Here is a 15,582-nt window from a genome sequence, read left to right on the forward strand (position 1 = left end):
TTCGCCGGCTCTCGCTCACGGACAGAAAACTTTCATGAACCGGGCCGAAGCCCCGGCCTACGCTTCCTCGGGAGATTGTTCAAAGGAGACACACTCATGTCCGAATCCCTCAAGGGTCGCAAGATTCTCGTCATCGGCCGCGGCAGCGGCATCGCTCGCGCAGTGGTGCTCGCGCTGCGTGCCGCCGGGGCGGAGGTCGTCGTCGCCGGTCGCGACGAGGAGAAGCTCAAGGGCGCGTACGACGATCCGGGTGTTTCGGTCGAAACGGTCGACTTGACCGACGAGGCCAGCGTGGCCGCGCTCGCCGAGCGCCTCGGGCAGGTCGACCACGTCGTGTCCACCGCGTCGGCCCGCGCCCGCGGCCTGGTCGGCGACCTGGCGCAGGACACGATCGCGCTTTCGTTCGAGACCAAGGTCATCGGCCCGATTCTGCTGGCCAAGCACCTGGCTCCGAAGATGCCGGTCGACGGCTCGATGGTGATCTTCTCCGGCGCGACGGCCCGCAAGCCGTCGATCGGGATGCTGGCGGTCGCCGCCACCAACGGTGCGGTCGACTCGCTGACCAAGGCGCTCGCGGTAGAGCTCGCGCCGATCCGCGTCAACGCCGTCTCGCCGGGCACGATCGACACCGGCGCGTACGACGCTTTGGGCGACGAGAAGAAGGCCGCGCTCTTCGCGCAGCGTTCGGCGAGCAACCCCGTGCGCCGGATCGGGACCTCGGAAGACATCGCCGACGCCGTGCTCTTCGCGCTCACCAACGGGTTTGTGACCGGGGTGTCGCTGGGCGTCGACGGTGGCGAGGCGCTGGTCTGACGCTGTCCTCGGCGGACAGAACGAGGACCCACGGTGGTGCGGGCGACCAGCTGGGTTTGGCCCGCTCGCGCCGCGGGGATTAGACGATGAAGGGAGGTTCGTGATGCCGTTGCCGTGGTTGCTCGCTGCGCCGCCGGAGGTGTTGCGGGGCAAGTTCCTGGTACCCGACGCGTTGCCGGATCGCTTGTCGTACCGCGAACCTCTGCGGCGCAGGCTGCGGGTGCGGTTCGCGGGGGAATGGATCGCGGACAGCGAGGACGCGGTTCTCCTGCACACGCCGGGCCGGTTTCTACGCGAACAAGCTCGGGGTGTACGTCGACGGCAGACAGCTGCACCACACGCTCGGCCGGGGCGGGGCCAAGACGGGTCTGGATCGGGCGTTCGCGTCGGCACGCAGAGGCTGAGAAGCTGAGACGGTGCGGCCGGACCACCGAGGCCAGGACCTCGAGATCAGCGGCCTTGCGCGAACAGCCGTTCGCAGTGGTCGAGGAACGCCTGCGCCCGATGCGTCAGTGGTCCGCCGGCCGGCCAGCCCATGACGACGGGCGTGGCGGGTGCTTTTTCGCGCAACGGAAGTGCGGCTACTGCCAAACCTTCGTAGAATGCGACAGCGCGGGTTGCTGAACGGTCATCGAGTAGCCGAGACCGCGCGCGACGAGCGACCGCGCGAGTTCGAAACTTCGCGCCCGGTGCGCGGGCACCATCGCCAGCTGTGCGGACTCGAACACGGCGCGGAAGTAGCGCTCGCTCGGGGGCACGTCGAGCAGGATGAAGGGCTCGTCGGCCAGCTCCTCGAGCGACAGCGACTCGCGATCGGCCAGCCGGTGGTCGCCCGGCAGGAGGATCGCGGGCTGCTGGTCGTACAAGGTCCGGAAGGTGATCGCGGGATAGATGTCCTGTTCGTAAAGGAATGCGATCTCGCACCGCCCGTCGAGCAGCTGGTCCTGGATTTCGGGCAGGCTGCCCTCGACGAACTGCACCGAGACGTCCGGATGATCGTTTTCGAACGTCGTGATCGCCGCCGGCAGGTGGAAGGGCGCGATCGGGCCGTAGCACCCGACGACCAGCGTGCCGCTCACGTCCTGGCCCAGGCCCCGGGCTTCGACGCCGAGATCGCTCAGGGCCCCGACCACCCGCCGCGCGTCGGCGAGCACCTGCTTGCCGGCTGCGGTGAGCGAAGCACCCCGCCGCGGTGACCGGATCACCAGCCGCAGGCCGAGCGCGCGTTCCACCTCGGTGAGGGCCAGCGAGATGGCGGCCTGCGAGACGTGGCAGCGCGCGGCCGCGGTCGTGAGCGAGCCCGTTTCGGCGACGGCGATCAGGTATTCGAGCTGCCGGATCGTCACGTTCGGCAGATTCATGAGCTCAGCATATAACTCGGCTCAGATCTTCAAGCTGGACTTGGTAAACGCTGGTTGGCAGTGTTGCCGGCGTGACTCAGACGCGGAAGCATCGATATCCGTTCGTGCCGTACACCCCGCCGCGGCTGCCCGTCGACGAGGGGCTGCGCCGAGGCGCCGAGTTCCACCGGCAGCTGGCTCGGCGGCGGTCGGTGCGCTGGTTCTCGCCTGACCCCGTGCCGGTCGAGTCGATCGAGCTCGCGGTGCGCGCGGCGAACACCGCACCGAGCGGCGCGCACCAGCAACCGTGGACGTTCGTCGCCACACAGGATCTGGCAGTTAAACGCCAAGTCCGCGTGGCCGCCGAACAGGCAGAGCAACGTTTTTACCACGAGCGGGACATCCCCGACTGGCGTGCCGCACTGGCGCCGCTGGAAACGGACCAACACAAGGAGTTCCTGGAAGCCGCACCCTGGCTCGTGATCGTGTTCGCACAGAAACACCGAGTGCTGCCGAACGGACAGCTGCAGAAGACCTACTACGCGTCCGAGAGCGTCGGGATCGCCTGTGGATTCTTCATCGCCGCGCTGCATTCGATGGGGCTCACGACGTTGACGCACACGCCGAACCCGATGGCGTTCCTCAGCCGGGTGTTGCACCGCCCGGCGACCGAGCGGCCGTACATCCTCTTCCCGGTGGGTTATCCGGCCGACGACTGCGAGGTCCCGGACCTCACGCGAAAACCGCTGTCGGACGCCCTGGTGCTCGTCGGCGACCGAGCTTTCAGGTCAGGGTGACCGGGTCGTCCAGGTGGACCGTGCCCGGCCGCACGACCTCGGCGTACGCGCCCGCGCACGGCATGGCCTTGCCGAGCCCGGCGACGTCGACGCGGTTATCCGCCATCACCGCCCGCACTGCCTGCGGGTTGCGCGGCAGCGTGCCGTGAGCGAGGGACGGCACGGCGCATCGCGGCGTGGGCAGCGTGACCCGCAGCCGCGCGCCGGTGCCGGAATCGCCGACCTGGATTTCCTTGCCCAGCCAGTGGTTCTCGACGAACGCGCCGGTGCCGGGCGGGGTCGCGATGACGAGGTTCGGCCGGTACCGGATGGCCTCGGTGTCGAGATGGTCCAGCGTCGCCGTGCTGATGAGGTGGATCGGGGAGTGGTCCACGAAGTTGTGGCCGGGCGTGCCCTGGCCGATCTGCAGGGTTTGCGCCGGAACCACGGCGCTCACGCCGTTGTCGAGCACGTCTTCCGGCGCCGGGCGCTCCACGGACGCGCCGTCGGGACGGATCCCGGACACCGTGATCGCGCGGCCCAGCAGGTCCGCCAGGCGCGAGCCGGCTGCGGGGTCGTCGGCGGCGAGTTTGGTGCCGTCGGGAAAGGTGATGAACACGCGGCCGTCGGTCTCGGCTGCGAGCTCCAGGAGCCTGCGCCACAGGCGCGGGTGCTTCGCCGTCGCGACGAAGCCGGTGTCGGAGTCGATCACGGCGAGCGTGCGGTCGCCGTCGAGGCCGGCGGCGCCGACCCGGGCTTCGGCGACTTCCTCGCCGAGCATGGATTTCACCGGGTAACGCCGCAACGCGACTACACGCACGTCTGCCTCCTCAGGGGTGATCGGGACCGGACACGGGATGGTGGACGGCCGAAGTGGTCGACGCGAGCACCCGCGCGGCGCGGGTGGATGTGTTGTGCGGCCGGTGCGTGCGACCGGAGTCGAGCTGGATGGAGTCGCCCGCCTTGAGCGCGATCTCCTCGTCGCCCGGGAGCAGCACGACGGCGCCGCGGCGGAGGTGGCGCCATTCCTCGCCGGTGTGGTGCGCCGCGCCGGTTTTGGTGCCGGGCGGCGGTTCGAGCCCGACCACCGCGAGGGTGGCGCGCACTTCGTAGCGCCCCTCGGAGTTCTCGTGCGCCACGCCGTGGCCGGCGCGGACGAGGTCGTAGTCCTCGTCGGGCTGGTCGGCCGCCAGCTTGCCGATCGAGATGCCGTACGTGCGCGCGAGCTGCAGGAGGCTGCCGATCGAGGGCTGCCGTTCCCCGCGCTCGAAGCGCGACAGGTGGGCGACGGAGATCCCCGTGAGCTCCGCGAGGTGGGTGAGCGTGCGGCCGCGATCCGTGTGCAGCTGCTGGAGTTTGCGCGCGACCAGGCCCTCGATGTCGCTGCCGTCACCCATGGTCGGACACCACGTGGCGGCCGCTCACGCGCCGGCCTGACGGGTGCGCTGGTAGTGACGGCGGGCCTTCATGCGGTTGCCGCACACGGCCATCGAGCACCAGCGGGCGGTGTTCGGCTTGCTGTGGTCGATGAGGAACAGCCGGCACTCCGGGTTCGCGCACGGCCGCAGCCGACCCGGGCTCGCGTGGCGCAGCGTGTCCCAGGCCAGCACCGCGCGCGAGGCGGCCGCGCGGCCGGACGCGGTATCGAGGTCCCACCTGATGCCGCCGTCGTCGAAGACCGCGCGGTAGCTCAGGCCCTCGACGAAGGGGGCCAAGGCTTCCGGCTGCGCGTCGCCGCGCACGACGTCCTGCAGCGCCGCGCGCACGTCGACCAGCGCGCGCCACTCCTGCGTGGACGTCGGCTGCCCGTGGGCGGCGAGCCACTCGCGGCCCAGGTCGGCGTCGGCGAGCTCGTCGTGCGGCGCCCCGTCGAGCACCGGGGTGGTGTTCAGCAGGTCGAGCAGCAGCTTCTCGTCGGTCACGAGTACAGGCTAACCGGCAAACTCGGGGTTGACAAGTTAGGCAGAGGTCCTAACCAACAAAAGGTGAGATAGGAGTTAGGCATCATGACCGCTGTTCACCACCGTTACGCCACTGTCGACGGCCGGCAGCTCTTCTACCGCGAGGCCGGGCCCGCCGACGCCCCCGTGGTCGTGCTGCTGCACGGCTTCCCGACCAGCTCGTTCATGTTCCGGAACCTGATCCCGGCGCTGGCCGGCCGCTACCACGTGATCGCGCCCGACCACCTCGGATTCGGCCTGTGCGCCCTCGGCCGACGAGTTCGACTACACCTTCGACGCGCTGACGGACCTCACGGCCGGCCTGCTGCGCCAGCTCGACGTCACCCGCTACGCGATCTACGTGCAGGACTACGGCGCCCCCATCGGCTGGCGCCTCGCGCTCGCGGACCCCGACGCCATCACCGCGATCATCACCCAGAACGGCAACGGCTACGACGCCGGTTTCGTCGAGGGTTTCTGGAAGGTCGTGTGGGACTACCAGGCCGAGCAGAACGCCGAAACCGAGGCCGGTATCCGCGGCGCGCTCAGCCTCGACCTGACGAAGTGGCAGTACGTCACCGGCGTCCCCGACGAGACCCTCGTCAGCCCCGACACCTGGAACCACGACTTCGCCCTGCTTTCGCGCCCGGGAAACGACGAGATCCAGCTCGCGCTGTTCCGCGACTACGCCACCAACTCGCCGCTGTACCCCGCGCTGCACGAGTACCTGCGCAAGACCCAGCCGCCCGTCCTCGCGGTCTGGGGCAAGAACGACCCGATCTTCGGCCCGGACGGCGCCACCGCCTTCGCCGCCGACGTGCCCAACGCCGAGATCCACCTCCTCGACGGCGGCCACTTCCTCCTGGAAAGCGCGGGAGACGAGGTCGCTGCCCGCATCCGCGACTTCCTGGGCCGGGTGCCTTCGTCGCGCTGAGTTTGCCCTGCGGCGGGCGATTTCTCCCGCCGCCACCGGCTTTCTTCCAGGGCGGCCCGGCCTTTCGCGACGCCATCCCCGTCGCGCAGGGCCCGCGGCCCCGGCGGGCCTGCGCCCGGAGCCCGCGCTCCGGCCGCCGGCCCGCGTCGGCTTGTGCGCCGAAGCCTTTACCCACAAGGAACTTTGCCCAGTCGTAGGCAGAACACCCCGCCGGAAAGACAGCCCCCGCCCTCCCGAGGCAGGCTTCCGGCAGAGTCGTTTGTGGTGTTCAGGGGGATCCCGAGCAGGGGAGTCGTCGGTTGGTGTCTCGGGTCAGGTGGCGTATTCCGGCGGCGATGTCGGTGTGTGCGGCTGTGCGTAGTGCGCTGGTGGGGACGTCGCGCAAGCTGAGTACGACGCGGGGGCGGTACCGGTGCGGGATGGGGATGCGTCTTCGGTGAACGTGACATCGCGGACGCAGTGAAGTTTGTTCTCGAGGCGGCGTATGCGGGCGCGGCGTCGGCTGGTGTGGTGGGCGGTGTGGCGCTCGACGAGGAACGCGGGGGTGGCGTGCGGAAAATCGGTCGTGGGTAGCCGAGGTACTCACCGAGGGGTGTCATCTGGGTGGTGTGTCGTTCGCTGCGGTCGTGTCGGCGGTCCTCGGTGATGTGGGCGGGAGGTCGTGCCCGGCAGGGTGTCGAGCAGGCCGCGGAGGCGGTGCTGGTTCTGCTTGACGGTGAACACGTAGTACGCGCCGCGGAAGTGCGGACGCGGGCGTGCTCGGCGGTGGTGTGCAAGGCGCCGGCTGTGATCACTTTCCCGGCCAGGTCGAGGGTGTCGAGCGGTTGTGGGAACCACGTGCTCTCACTGGCCCCGGGCGGGACTCGGCGTTGACCCAGCACGTTGGCGTTCTCGTGGGTGATGGCGGCGAGCAGGTGCACGCCGGCGCGGCCGAAGGTCCCGCGCGGGGATTTGCCATCGACCGTGATCGCGGCGGGCAGTGTGTCGGATCTGGGGCTGTGGGGTGTCGTGCGGGGAGCCAGGTGCTGATCAGCTCGTCGAGGATTTCGCGCCGTTGAGGCGGCTGGCGACTCGACGCACCGTGGCTTCGTCAAGGGCGATGGAGTCGGCCCTGACGCGGGTCAAGACTGGTGTCGAGCAGGGCCAGTACGTGGCGTGGGGCGTCGGCAGCCCATTCACCGGTCGCGGCGAACGAACGCGCTCCGGCGACTGCTGTGACTGCGGCCAAGCCAGGTCAAAGGCGGTCAGTGGAGCGCGTCGGGTTCGGTTTCCACCACGACCTCCGCCATGATGGCGAAGCTGTGGCGTGCCATGTTGGCGCTGTCGAACTGGCGGTGGGCCGGCGTCGCTTGTTCGTCCGTCATCACACGCGGGGTGCCGGCGCCATCGGCGACGGACCGCCCGACGGTGAGCAGGCCGTGGTGGCGAGGGATCGCTGCGCGTTGTCCACCGAGACGCGTGGCAATCGCTGACCTTCTGTCTTCTCCGCCGGGCTACCGGTGGAGCATGATCTCGACGCCGGCCGCCGAATGGGCCGACCTCGACAAGCCGGGCATCGCAGGCGAGTGGGCGGCGGGTGACGAACCAAGATAGCCGCGCGGCTGGTCCCGGCCAACCTGTTCTGCACCGTGTGCCGGGCGGTCAGTGCGACGTCTACGAGGGCGGCGCAAGCTTCGCCGACACGGGACGCCGCAGAGGTCGGCTTCCTGGAGCGCGTCACCGCACGCTGAGCTTCCTCTTCGGCGTCCGCGTCATGATCAGGCGCGCGTGGATAAGTCCGAGAAGCCCGACGTGTGCGAGGAGTAGGGCAAACGTGGGGCTGTGCCGTTCCACGGGCAAGCAGTCGCCGAAGGAGTAGTCCTGCCAGGCGATCGCGGGGTCACACGCCGCGCCGGACGGGGTCACGAAGTCCGGGCCTCCGGTGAGGCCGCGGACCGCGAGGAACACCCCGACGACGATAGCCGCGGTGCTGGTGATGGCGACGATGGCGCGTGGTGACACAGACTGCTCCTCGGATCCGCGGGACGATCACTCGATCGCGGCATTCGTCTCCTTCGTTACGTTCCGGGCGCTCGGGAGACGAAGCAGTTCGCCGTCGCTGTGGCCAGGAGCGCGGCCCGAGATGTCCCCGAGGCGGCCGACGGGGAGGGTGGTGGGCACGGCGCAGCTGGCGCGGCGGCTGCTGCTGGCCGGCGTGCCGGCCGCGGCGGTCGCCACCGAGGTCGGGTTCTACGACCAGTCGCACTTGACCCGGCACTTCAACCGGATGCTGGGTGTGAGCCGGGGACGGTTCGCCGGACGACGCTGAGGCCATTGCTACTCCCACCGGTCCACCGACTGATATTTCAGGCCCGAGCCCGGCATCACTACGGCGACCGCGTAGTCGCCGAGGATCACCTCGTCGAGGTACCGGGCGTCCATCATGGTCACGATGTCGAGCGCGACGGCCGCCTGCTGTCCATTGCGGACGGTCACTTTCGACCGGAATGTCGTCGGACCGTAGCCGCGCAGGAACCGCGCGGAGGCGTGGTACCCGGCCGCGGCGAGCAGGGACGACAGGGAGTGCGCACCGCCGACGTCATCGCGGCCCCGTGGCCGGAGCGGGTCAAGGCGGTGGTGGCGGTGAACGGCTCCGGCACCAACAAGCTGGATGCCGGCAAACAGCCCCTGGCACCGCCGGCCGAAGTGGATCTTCGACGACGCGACCTACGGCGCCGAAGATCGGCGTCCCGACGATCACGATCGGCAGCGACTTCGAAAGCGCCCGGCCCACAGCAAGGCCTACCGCGACAAGTTCACCGGCAAGGACGAACAGCGGACCTGCACCGGGATCGGCCACAACGTTCCCCGGGAAGCACCGCGGCCGTCCGCCGAGGCCATTGTGGACATCCACGAGTTCTGCCGGCCCCGTCCGCTCCTCTCGTCCTCGGCGGCGTGGCGGTGCGCGGGGCCGGTGAGGGCGCCGACCAGGCGGAAAGTCCGTTCGAGGAGAATTGTGTGGTTCTGAGGCGGAAGTTGTCCTCCACGCGGTTCGCGACCGGTGTGGGACTCGCCACGAGCGGGCCGGTGAGCGGGCCGGGCTTGCGAAGATCGGCTGGTGAGCACAGGAATTCTCGCCGCCGAAATACCGAGTCGTGTCGCTCTGTGGCACTTTCGCGCTCGCAGGGCGAACGGTCCTGGCCGTGACCGGGACCTGTTGATCGCGGCGGTGGCCGGGCATGGCTGAGGAGTTCCGGCTGCGGTCGGTGGCCGTCGCGGTGTACGGGCCCGCCGCGTTGTTCGGGCTGGCGGAGGGGTCGATGCTGCCGGTCGTGGCGCTGAGCGCGATCGACCGCGGGGCCACGACGTCGGTGGCGGCGTTGATCGGGGCGTTGCTCGGCATCGGCTCGCTGATCACGAACATCCCGGCGGGCGTCCTCGCCACCCGGGTCGGTGAGCGGAAGTCGATGCTGGTGGCGGCCGGGGCCACGGCCGTCGGGCTCGTGCTGTGCCTGGTCGACATCGGTTCGGGGCAGGCAGCGCTGGTCGTCTACGGCGCCGGCGTGCTGCTGATCGGCGCCGCGAGCGCGGTGTACAGCCTTGCGCGCCAGTCGTACCTGACCGAAGCGGTGCCGCTGCACATGCGGGCGCGGGCGTTGTCGACGCTCGGCGGGACGATGCGCGTCGGGCTGTTTCTGGGTCCGTTCGCCGGAGCCGCGGCGATGCAGGTCTGGGGCCAGGCCGGCGCGTACTACCTGAGCCTCGTCGCGGTGCTCGCCGCCGGGATCGTGGTGTACCGCGTGCCGGATCTGGAGACGATCGAGGAACAGCGCGTGGCCGCGGCGGCGATCACGACGTGGGGGATGGTCAAGCAGAAGTGGCGGGTGTACGCGACGCTCGGCGTCGGCATCCTGCTGCTGTCGGGGATCCGGCAGACGCGCCAGACCGTCGTTCCCCTGTGGGCGGCCCACCTCGGCCTGTCGCCCACGGTCAGCTCGGTGATCTACGGGTTCGCCGGCGCGATCGACGCGCTGGTCTTCTACCCGGCGGGCAAGGTGATGGACCGCCGCGGCCGGCGGTGGGTCGCGGTGCCTTGCACGTTCGTGCTCGGTGCTTCCTTCGTCCTCATGCCGTTGACGCACGGGCCGGTTCTGCTTGCCCTCGTGGCGATGGTGATGGGGTTCGGCAACGGCCTCGGTTCGGGCATCGTGATGACGCTCGGCGCCGACGTCTCACCGACCCTCGGCCGCCCGACGCACATCGGCATCTGGAACGAGCTGGCCGACGTCGGTTCCGGCCTCGGCCCGCTGCTGCTGGCCGGGGTGACCGCGCTGGCCGGGCTCGGGCTGGGGATCGTCGCCAGTGGACTGGTCGGCTTCGCCGCGGCCGGGGCGCTGTGGGCGTGGATCCCGAGAACGGCGCACCGGGTGCGAAGAGTCGCCGAGCGGACGTGATCGCCGGACGGCTCAGGCGTCGAACCACTCCTCGGCGTCGTGTCTCGCCACACGTAGCTGTGCCGCCGCGAGCAGCAACGACGAGGTGGCGAAGAAGTGCCCGTTGAGCATCAGCACGATTCCCTCGATCGCGATCAGCCACGCGACCGCGGTCATCGCGCGCAGAACCCACCGCCCACCCCCGCCGGTGCGACAGCGCACGCCGCGAACGTCGCCGCGCCGACCACGTCGAGCACGCCGCCCGCGACGAGGAACGCGCTCCACCAACCGCTGCTGTCCCCCGAGCTCGGCCACCCCGTAGCCCGCCGCGACCAGGGCGGCGGGGACCTGCAGCCACGATCCCCACCGCAAGACGCGGATCGTCGGTGGTTCGTCGACTGCCACTGTCCTCAACCGATCACACTTTGTCGCAACGCCACCAGCACCCGTGCGAATTCGCGCACCTCGTGCGGCAGACCGCACAACCCCAGAACCGCTCAGGTGCGCAGGTTGCCGCCGGAGGGACAGAAAACGGGCTGACCGTGCGCGAAACCGGTCAGCCCGCTGACGCTTGGGTCAGAACCCGGGGAACACCCGGCGCAGGTCGTCGAGCGAGAGGGCGCCGTCGACGGTCACGCCGTGGTCGTACGGGGCCTTGAGCCTGCCGCTGACCAGACGGACGAACGCTTCGGCCGGACCGTTGAACGTGGCCGAAGGCGACTCGAGGTGGTCGACCACGGTGACGGCTTCGTCGATCACCAGGCCGGCGCCCGGGATGGCGACGGACGCCGGCTTCCCGAGCTCGGCCGGCTTCGCGAGGAAGTTCAGCATGAAGCCGACCGGGCCGGCCAAGAGCTCGACAAGCACCTCGGCCGAGGAGGCCGCCACACCGGCGTGGGGGTCGAAGGCCACCCGCACGTCCCACGAGTGGTTGGCCACCTCGTTGAGGCGCATGCCCAGGGCGGTCAGCAGCGAGACCGGCTCGGGCAGGAAGCCGAGGTCGACGATCAGCGACGAGCGCTGGTCGGGCGTGAGGACTTCGACGGCCTCGAGCCAGCGGGCATTGTGCGCCAGGAAACCTTCGGCCTGTGCGCGCGGCGCCGAAGCGTCCCAGCGGGCCCAGATCGTCGGGTTGTCCTCGGCCGCCACGGTCTCGCCAGCGGCCCGCGCGATCGGCGCGCGGCCGATCTCGGCGCCACTGCCGAGGTGGGACAGGGCTTGCGCGACGGTCCATTCGGCGGCGCCGCTGGTGGTGGCCAGCTGCTCGTCGGTGAGGGTGCGGACGAGGGCGGCGAGCGTGTCGTGCTCGGTGCGCAGGGCGGTGATCGTGCGGTCCACGAGTTGGCTCATGCCACGCTCAACTCCCGAACGGACGGCGGTGTTCCGCTGAGCACCGGGTGGCCCCTCCTTTTCCGCCCGCGGTACGCGCGCGTCACCATCTGGCCGCTGCGGGTCGTGCTGCAGAACAGCCGCCGAGGAGTTGCGCGTCTTGTCGAAGAACGCCGTGTAGCAGGTGTCGTTATCGCACACCTTCACCCGCGGCCACGCGCCTCGCGAGGCGGGGTCGGCGACCGCGCTGAGCAGGTGCGAGAACGACCGGTCGACGCCGGTGCCCGTCGGGACGGATGCCAGGAGGGACCACGCTTCGAGCACGTCTTCGCTGCCGCGCTCGCCCTGGTGCAGCGGCGCGAGGACGTCCTGCATGCGCACGAGGTACTCGTCGACGGCTTCGGGGTAGGTCTCGATCTTCGTGCCGAACGAGTTGTAGAGGCTCGACGTGGACAGTCCCGTCGCCGCGGTCACCTGCCGCCCACTCAGTGTCAGTCGCCGGCGGTGAATTTCAAGCCCACGGACCTGCGGTGGTACCCGCGAGGTATCACAGCGCGCGGAACAGGTCTTGGACGCGGCTCGCGCGCCCGGCGCACAGTCGAGGTGATCGACGACGGGAGCGAGATGAGCAGGGAACCCGGGATGGACCGCGGTGCGGTGCTGTGGTCCGAAGTGGAGAGTGCGCGCGGCTCGCGGCCGTTGCTGGTGATGCTGCACGGTTGGAGCTACGACGAGACGCACCTGCACCGGCTGATCACGCCGCAGCTGCCGGCGGAGGTCGTGGTCGCGTCCGTGCGGGCCCGCATTCCGGAGGCCGGCGGTTACGCGTGGTTTCCCAGCCGGGGCAACCCGATCGGTGATCCTCAGCCTCGCGTGGCCAACGCGGCGACGCTCGATGTCCTGGCGTGGCTGGAGACGATCGACGCGCCGTCGATCGGGCTGCTCGGCTTCTCCCAGGGCGGCGCCATGGTCCACCAGCTGATGCGGCACGCGCCTGGGCGCTTCGCGTACGGCGTGAACCTGGCGGGTTTCGTCGTGCGCGACGAGCAGCCCGGCGACGACGTCCTGAGCACCACCCGACCGCCCGTCTTCTGGGGCCGGGGCCGGGAGGACGGTGTCATTCCGGCCGCCGCGCTCGCCCGGACGGAGCGGTGGCTGGCTGGGCACTCCACCGTCGAGAGCCACGTCTACTCCCGTCTGGGCCACGACGTCCGGGGCCGGGAGATCGAGGACATCGCAGCTTTCGTCGGCGAGCAGATCCGTTGACCATCAAGGCTTTTCTCAAGTCATCAGTGTTCGAGGAGGCACCCATGCGTCACGACATCGAGTTCGATGCCGAAGGAGCGTTGCTGCGCGGCTGGTTCTACGAGGCCGAAGGTGTCACCGGGCCCGCGCCGTGTGTGGTCATGGCCCACGGCTGGAGCTCGACCAAGCGCATGTACCTGGACCGGTTCGCCGAGGTCTTCGCCGCCGGCGGCCTGTCGGTGCTGCTGTACGACAACCGCGGCTGGGGTGATTCGGAAGCGGCCCCGGGCCAGCCCCGGCACGAGATCGACCCCTGGGTCCAGGTCGGCGACTACCGGCACGCCATCACCCATGCGCAGAACCGGCCCGAGGTGGACCCGGATCGCGTGGGCGTGTGGGGCACCAGCTTCTCCGGCGCGCACGCCTATGTCGTCGCGGCGATGGACCGGCGCGTGAAGGCCGTGGTGACGCAGGCGCCGTTCGTCAGCGGCCGCGCGACCTACGCGAACCTCGCGCGGGTCGACAACCAGGTCGTCGGGCCGGACGTGTTCACGGCCGACCGCCGGGCCCGTGCTCGCGGGGAAGCCGCCGCGACGATCCCGGTCATCGGCACCGACCCGGGTCAGCTCGTCGGGCTGCCGACGCGGGACTCGTACGAGTGGTTCACGCACGCGCGGGCCGAGCTGGATCCCAGCTGGCCCAACGAGGTCACGCTGCGCAGCCTCGACAACTTCTACTGCTACGAGCCGGCGAAGTACCTGCCGGAGGTCACGCCGACGCCGTTGCTGATGATCGTCGGCAGCGAGGACGGCCTGACGGGCGGCAACCTCGCGGCGGTCGCGTACTGCAGCGCGGCCGAGCCGAAGGACATCGTTTTCCTGCCGGGCGGCCATTTCGACGCGTACACGGGCGAGGGCTTCAAGGTCGCTTCGCAGGCGGCACGGGACTGGTTCGCTCGCCACCTCGCCGCGCGGTGATGTCCGGAAGGTATCACAGCGACCGGAAGAGGTCTTGGACGTACGCCCCGGCCCGGACGCACAGTTGTTCTGTATCCAGAGTAAGCAAAAGGGAGTTGTCATGAGGGTCTTCTTGACCGGCGGATCCGGCTACATCGGACAGGCCACGATCGCCGAGCTGGTGAAGCAGGGGTACACCGTCGAGGCGCTCGCCCGCAGTGACCGTGCGGAGGCGGCCGTCGTGGCGGCCGGCGCCACGGCCGTCCGCGGCGGCCTCACCGATCTGGCCGTGCTGAAGGACTCCGCGGCCCGAGCCGAGGCCGTGATCCACCTTGCGCAGGCCGAATCCGGCGACGAGGACCTCGCGGCGGCCACGGCGATGCAGGACGGCGTCGGCGCCGGCGCCTACGTGCACACCGGCGGCACCTGGGTCTACGGCGACACCGACGGCGTCGTCGACGAGACCGCGCCCTGGAACCCGCCCGCCGCGGTCGCGTGGCGCAAGCCGGTGGAGGACGCAGTGCTGGCCCACGGCGGGCGCCCCGTGATCGTGCAGCCCGGCCTGCTCTACGGCGGTGACAACCGCCTGATCGACATCTTCTTCGTCCAGCCGGGCAAGAAGAACGGCGCCATCCCCTACATCGGCGACGGCGCCAACCACTGGGCGCTCGTCCACATCGACGACCTCGCCCCGCTCTACGTTGCCGCCCTCTCCGCGCCAGCCGGCTCGGTCTACGTGGGCGTCGGCGGGGTCAACCCGACCGCGAAGCAGGTCGCCGAGGCGTGCGCCCACGCCGCGGGCCTTGCGGGCAAGACCACGTCGATCTCGCTGGAACAGGCACAGGCCGAGATGGGCCCGATCGCTGACGCGTTCGCCCTCGACCAGCAGCTCACGCCCGCCAAGGCCCAGCGTGAGCTGGGCTGGCAGCCGCGGCACACCGACCCGCTGGCGGTCTTCGCCCAGGGCTGATCCCCGCGACCCGGCGGTGTTCTTGCGCGGCGGGACCACCGCCGGGCACAACGTGATCGGCTGGGCCTGGGCCGAACGCGTCGACGGGGATACCGGAGGTGGGCAGGGCCGTGGGGTCGTACGAGGTGCAGGAGACGGACGCGGTCGCCGGTGGAGGATCCGACGGGGCCCTGGGGCGCGTACGTGCGGGACAACCACGGTGCGTTGCGTGTCCGGTTCGCCGAGCCGGCGGGGGTTCCGCGGGGGCGCGGTCGTGCAGCGGGCGGGGGAGCAGCAGCTGGTCGAGTTCTGGTCCGATGCCGTTGCGTGCAGCCGCGACCCGACCCAAGTCACTGCGTTTTCGATCAGTTCGGTGAACCTTGTGCCGACCGTGCTCGCGCGGCTCACCCGGCGTCATCCCGGAGCGCTGCTTGGACGGCCGCCCCGAAACTCGTCGCCGACCGAAACCCGCTCGCGAACGCAACGCTGCCGATCGTGGCTCCGGGCGCCCGGCGCAGCGACTCCATCGCCGGTCCCAGCCGCACCTCCCACCTCCGCACCTCCGCGCGGCCGGACGGCCCGGACCGGGTTGCCGGCGGCGGTGGAGGCCGCGGTCCGGGTGTACGTGGCGAGCACGCGACGGACCCGGATCTCACGCCGGCGGGGGCTCACACTCCAGTGCCATTCGCAAGACCACCCCAGCGCCTGCTCCCCGGCGATCGACCCCCCGCACGAACTCCACCCGGTCCAGCGTCGACCGCTGGGCGTCCGCACCATCGTTCAACGACGCCCGCGCCACCATCCAGAGGACGACCTCACCGAGGACGGGATGGCGAAGGTCCTGCGCACGGCGAGGTACTCCGGCCGCTGGGCCGACGATCCCGGGTA

At 70.3% G+C, this 15,582-nt stretch carries 17 protein-coding genes and 1 pseudogene; 10 read left to right on the plus strand and 8 right to left on the minus strand.

The features are described 5' to 3' along the window. Positions 1-96: 96 nt before the first annotated feature. On the plus strand, positions 97-813 hold the full coding sequence (locus AB0F91_RS21160) for an SDR family oxidoreductase (RefSeq protein WP_360599561.1): 717 nt from the start codon (positions 97-99) through the stop codon (positions 811-813). A 581-nt stretch (positions 814-1,394) separates the two neighbouring features. Here AB0F91_RS21160 and AB0F91_RS21165 read toward each other — a convergent pair. After that, positions 1,395-2,174 carry a LysR family transcriptional regulator gene (locus AB0F91_RS21165; protein WP_360599563.1) on the minus strand — a complete coding sequence of 260 codons (780 nt, stop codon included), beginning with the start codon at positions 2,172-2,174 and terminating at the stop codon, positions 1,395-1,397. 71 nt (positions 2,175-2,245) lie between these two features. Here AB0F91_RS21165 and AB0F91_RS21170 point away from each other — a divergent pair, with 71 nt between their 5' ends. Continuing rightward, a complete protein-coding gene (locus AB0F91_RS21170; protein ID WP_360599565.1) occupies positions 2,246-2,950 on the plus strand; it encodes a nitroreductase family protein in 705 nt (234 codons plus the stop codon). Here the strand turns inward: AB0F91_RS21170 and AB0F91_RS21175 are convergent. The 3 genes from AB0F91_RS21175 to AB0F91_RS21185 are packed head-to-tail and all read right to left on the minus strand — an operon-like array spanning position 2,937 to position 4,851. Continuing rightward, positions 2,937-3,749 (minus strand): MOSC N-terminal beta barrel domain-containing protein, encoded by an 813-nt coding sequence (locus tag AB0F91_RS21175; RefSeq protein WP_360599567.1) that lies wholly within the window; start codon positions 3,747-3,749, stop codon positions 2,937-2,939. The two genes, AB0F91_RS21170 and AB0F91_RS21175, sit on opposite strands and share 14 nt — an antisense overlap. 10 nt (positions 3,750-3,759) lie before the next feature. Continuing rightward, a complete protein-coding gene (locus AB0F91_RS21180; RefSeq protein WP_360599569.1) occupies positions 3,760-4,326 on the minus strand; it encodes a cupin domain-containing protein in 567 nt (188 codons plus the stop codon). A 24-nt stretch (positions 4,327-4,350) separates the two neighbouring features. Beyond that, entirely contained in the window at positions 4,351-4,851 is a 501-nt protein-coding gene (locus AB0F91_RS21185) for a CGNR zinc finger domain-containing protein (RefSeq protein WP_360599571.1), read from the minus strand. A gap of 84 nt (positions 4,852-4,935) precedes the next feature. Between AB0F91_RS21185 and AB0F91_RS21190 the strand changes: the two are divergent. Together AB0F91_RS21190 and AB0F91_RS21195 are read left to right on the plus strand one after the other, a co-directional pair. Beyond that, positions 4,936-5,803, plus strand: a pseudogene (locus AB0F91_RS21190) (alpha/beta fold hydrolase). A gap of 1,458 nt (positions 5,804-7,261) precedes the next feature. Then, a complete protein-coding gene (locus AB0F91_RS21195; RefSeq protein ID WP_360599573.1) occupies positions 7,262-7,396 on the plus strand; it encodes a hypothetical protein in 135 nt (44 codons plus the stop codon). 123 nt (positions 7,397-7,519) lie between these two features. Here the strand turns inward: AB0F91_RS21195 and AB0F91_RS21200 are convergent, their stop codons facing one another. Continuing rightward, positions 7,520-7,804: a hypothetical protein gene (locus AB0F91_RS21200; protein WP_360599575.1), complete on the minus strand. Its 285-nt coding sequence runs from the start codon at positions 7,802-7,804 to the stop codon at positions 7,520-7,522. Positions 7,805-7,955: 151 nt separating this feature from the next. Here AB0F91_RS21200 and AB0F91_RS21205 point away from each other — a divergent pair, with 151 nt between their 5' ends. Further along, entirely contained in the window at positions 7,956-8,111 is a 156-nt protein-coding gene (locus AB0F91_RS21205; RefSeq protein ID WP_360599577.1) for a helix-turn-helix domain-containing protein, read from the plus strand. A gap of 8 nt (positions 8,112-8,119) precedes the next feature. On the opposite strand, the gene AB0F91_RS21210 is transcribed toward AB0F91_RS21205, so the two are convergent. After that, positions 8,120-8,278 carry a hypothetical protein gene (locus AB0F91_RS21210; protein ID WP_360599579.1) on the minus strand — a complete coding sequence of 53 codons (159 nt, stop codon included), beginning with the start codon at positions 8,276-8,278 and terminating at the stop codon, positions 8,120-8,122. A 175-nt stretch (positions 8,279-8,453) separates the two neighbouring features. Here AB0F91_RS21210 and AB0F91_RS21215 point away from each other — a divergent pair, with 175 nt between their 5' ends. After that, positions 8,454-8,810 (plus strand): hypothetical protein, encoded by a 357-nt coding sequence (locus AB0F91_RS21215; protein WP_360599581.1) that lies wholly within the window; start codon positions 8,454-8,456, stop codon positions 8,808-8,810. Between the two features lie 211 nt (positions 8,811-9,021). Further along, positions 9,022-10,236: an MFS transporter gene (locus tag AB0F91_RS21220; RefSeq protein ID WP_360599583.1), complete on the plus strand. Its 1,215-nt coding sequence runs from the start codon at positions 9,022-9,024 to the stop codon at positions 10,234-10,236. A 12-nt stretch (positions 10,237-10,248) separates the two neighbouring features. On the opposite strand, the gene AB0F91_RS21225 is transcribed toward AB0F91_RS21220, so the two are convergent. Together AB0F91_RS21225 and AB0F91_RS21230 are read right to left on the minus strand one after the other, a co-directional pair. Continuing rightward, positions 10,249-10,587, minus strand: a complete 339-nt coding sequence (locus tag AB0F91_RS21225) for a hypothetical protein (RefSeq protein WP_360599585.1) — start codon at positions 10,585-10,587, stop codon at positions 10,249-10,251. A gap of 204 nt (positions 10,588-10,791) precedes the next feature. Beyond that, positions 10,792-12,018, minus strand: coding sequence for a maleylpyruvate isomerase family mycothiol-dependent enzyme (locus AB0F91_RS21230; protein WP_360599587.1), 1,227 nt, complete (start codon positions 12,016-12,018; stop codon positions 10,792-10,794). Between the two features lie 150 nt (positions 12,019-12,168). Here AB0F91_RS21230 and AB0F91_RS21235 point away from each other — a divergent pair, with 150 nt between their 5' ends. The 3 genes from AB0F91_RS21235 (at position 12,169) to AB0F91_RS21245 (ending at position 14,715) form a co-directional block, all read left to right on the plus strand. Continuing rightward, positions 12,169-12,810, plus strand: coding sequence for a hypothetical protein (locus AB0F91_RS21235; protein WP_360599590.1), 642 nt, complete (start codon positions 12,169-12,171; stop codon positions 12,808-12,810). A gap of 44 nt (positions 12,811-12,854) precedes the next feature. Next, positions 12,855-13,766: an alpha/beta fold hydrolase gene (locus AB0F91_RS21240; protein ID WP_360599592.1), complete on the plus strand. Its 912-nt coding sequence runs from the start codon at positions 12,855-12,857 to the stop codon at positions 13,764-13,766. Between the two features lie 100 nt (positions 13,767-13,866). After that, entirely contained in the window at positions 13,867-14,715 is an 849-nt protein-coding gene (locus AB0F91_RS21245) for an NAD-dependent epimerase/dehydratase family protein (protein WP_360599594.1), read from the plus strand. Positions 14,716-15,582: the final 867 nt, after the last annotated feature.

Origin of the sequence: Amycolatopsis sp. NPDC023774 (assembly GCF_040639695.1) — a bacterium.
In the GTDB taxonomy this organism is placed as follows: Bacteria; Actinomycetota; Actinomycetes; order Mycobacteriales; family Pseudonocardiaceae; genus Amycolatopsis.

Excerpts from the sequence above, each read along its gene's own strand:
- AB0F91_RS21160 (WP_360599561.1), top strand. The coding sequence starts at position 97 with ATGTCCGAATCCCTCAAGGGTCGCAAGATTCTCGTCATCGGCCGCGGC.
- AB0F91_RS21165 (WP_360599563.1), bottom strand. The coding sequence starts at position 2,174 with ATGAATCTGCCGAACGTGACGATCCGGCAGCTCGAATACCTGATCGCC.
- AB0F91_RS21180 (WP_360599569.1), bottom strand. The coding sequence starts at position 4,326 with ATGGGTGACGGCAGCGACATCGAGGGCCTGGTCGCGCGCAAACTCCAG.
- AB0F91_RS21215 (WP_360599581.1), top strand. The coding sequence starts at position 8,454 with ATGCCGGCAAACAGCCCCTGGCACCGCCGGCCGAAGTGGATCTTCGAC.
- AB0F91_RS21220 (WP_360599583.1), top strand. The coding sequence starts at position 9,022 with ATGGCTGAGGAGTTCCGGCTGCGGTCGGTGGCCGTCGCGGTGTACGGG.
- AB0F91_RS21235 (WP_360599590.1), top strand. The coding sequence starts at position 12,169 with ATGAGCAGGGAACCCGGGATGGACCGCGGTGCGGTGCTGTGGTCCGAA.
- AB0F91_RS21240 (WP_360599592.1), top strand. The coding sequence starts at position 12,855 with ATGCGTCACGACATCGAGTTCGATGCCGAAGGAGCGTTGCTGCGCGGC.
- AB0F91_RS21245 (WP_360599594.1), top strand. The coding sequence starts at position 13,867 with ATGAGGGTCTTCTTGACCGGCGGATCCGGCTACATCGGACAGGCCACG.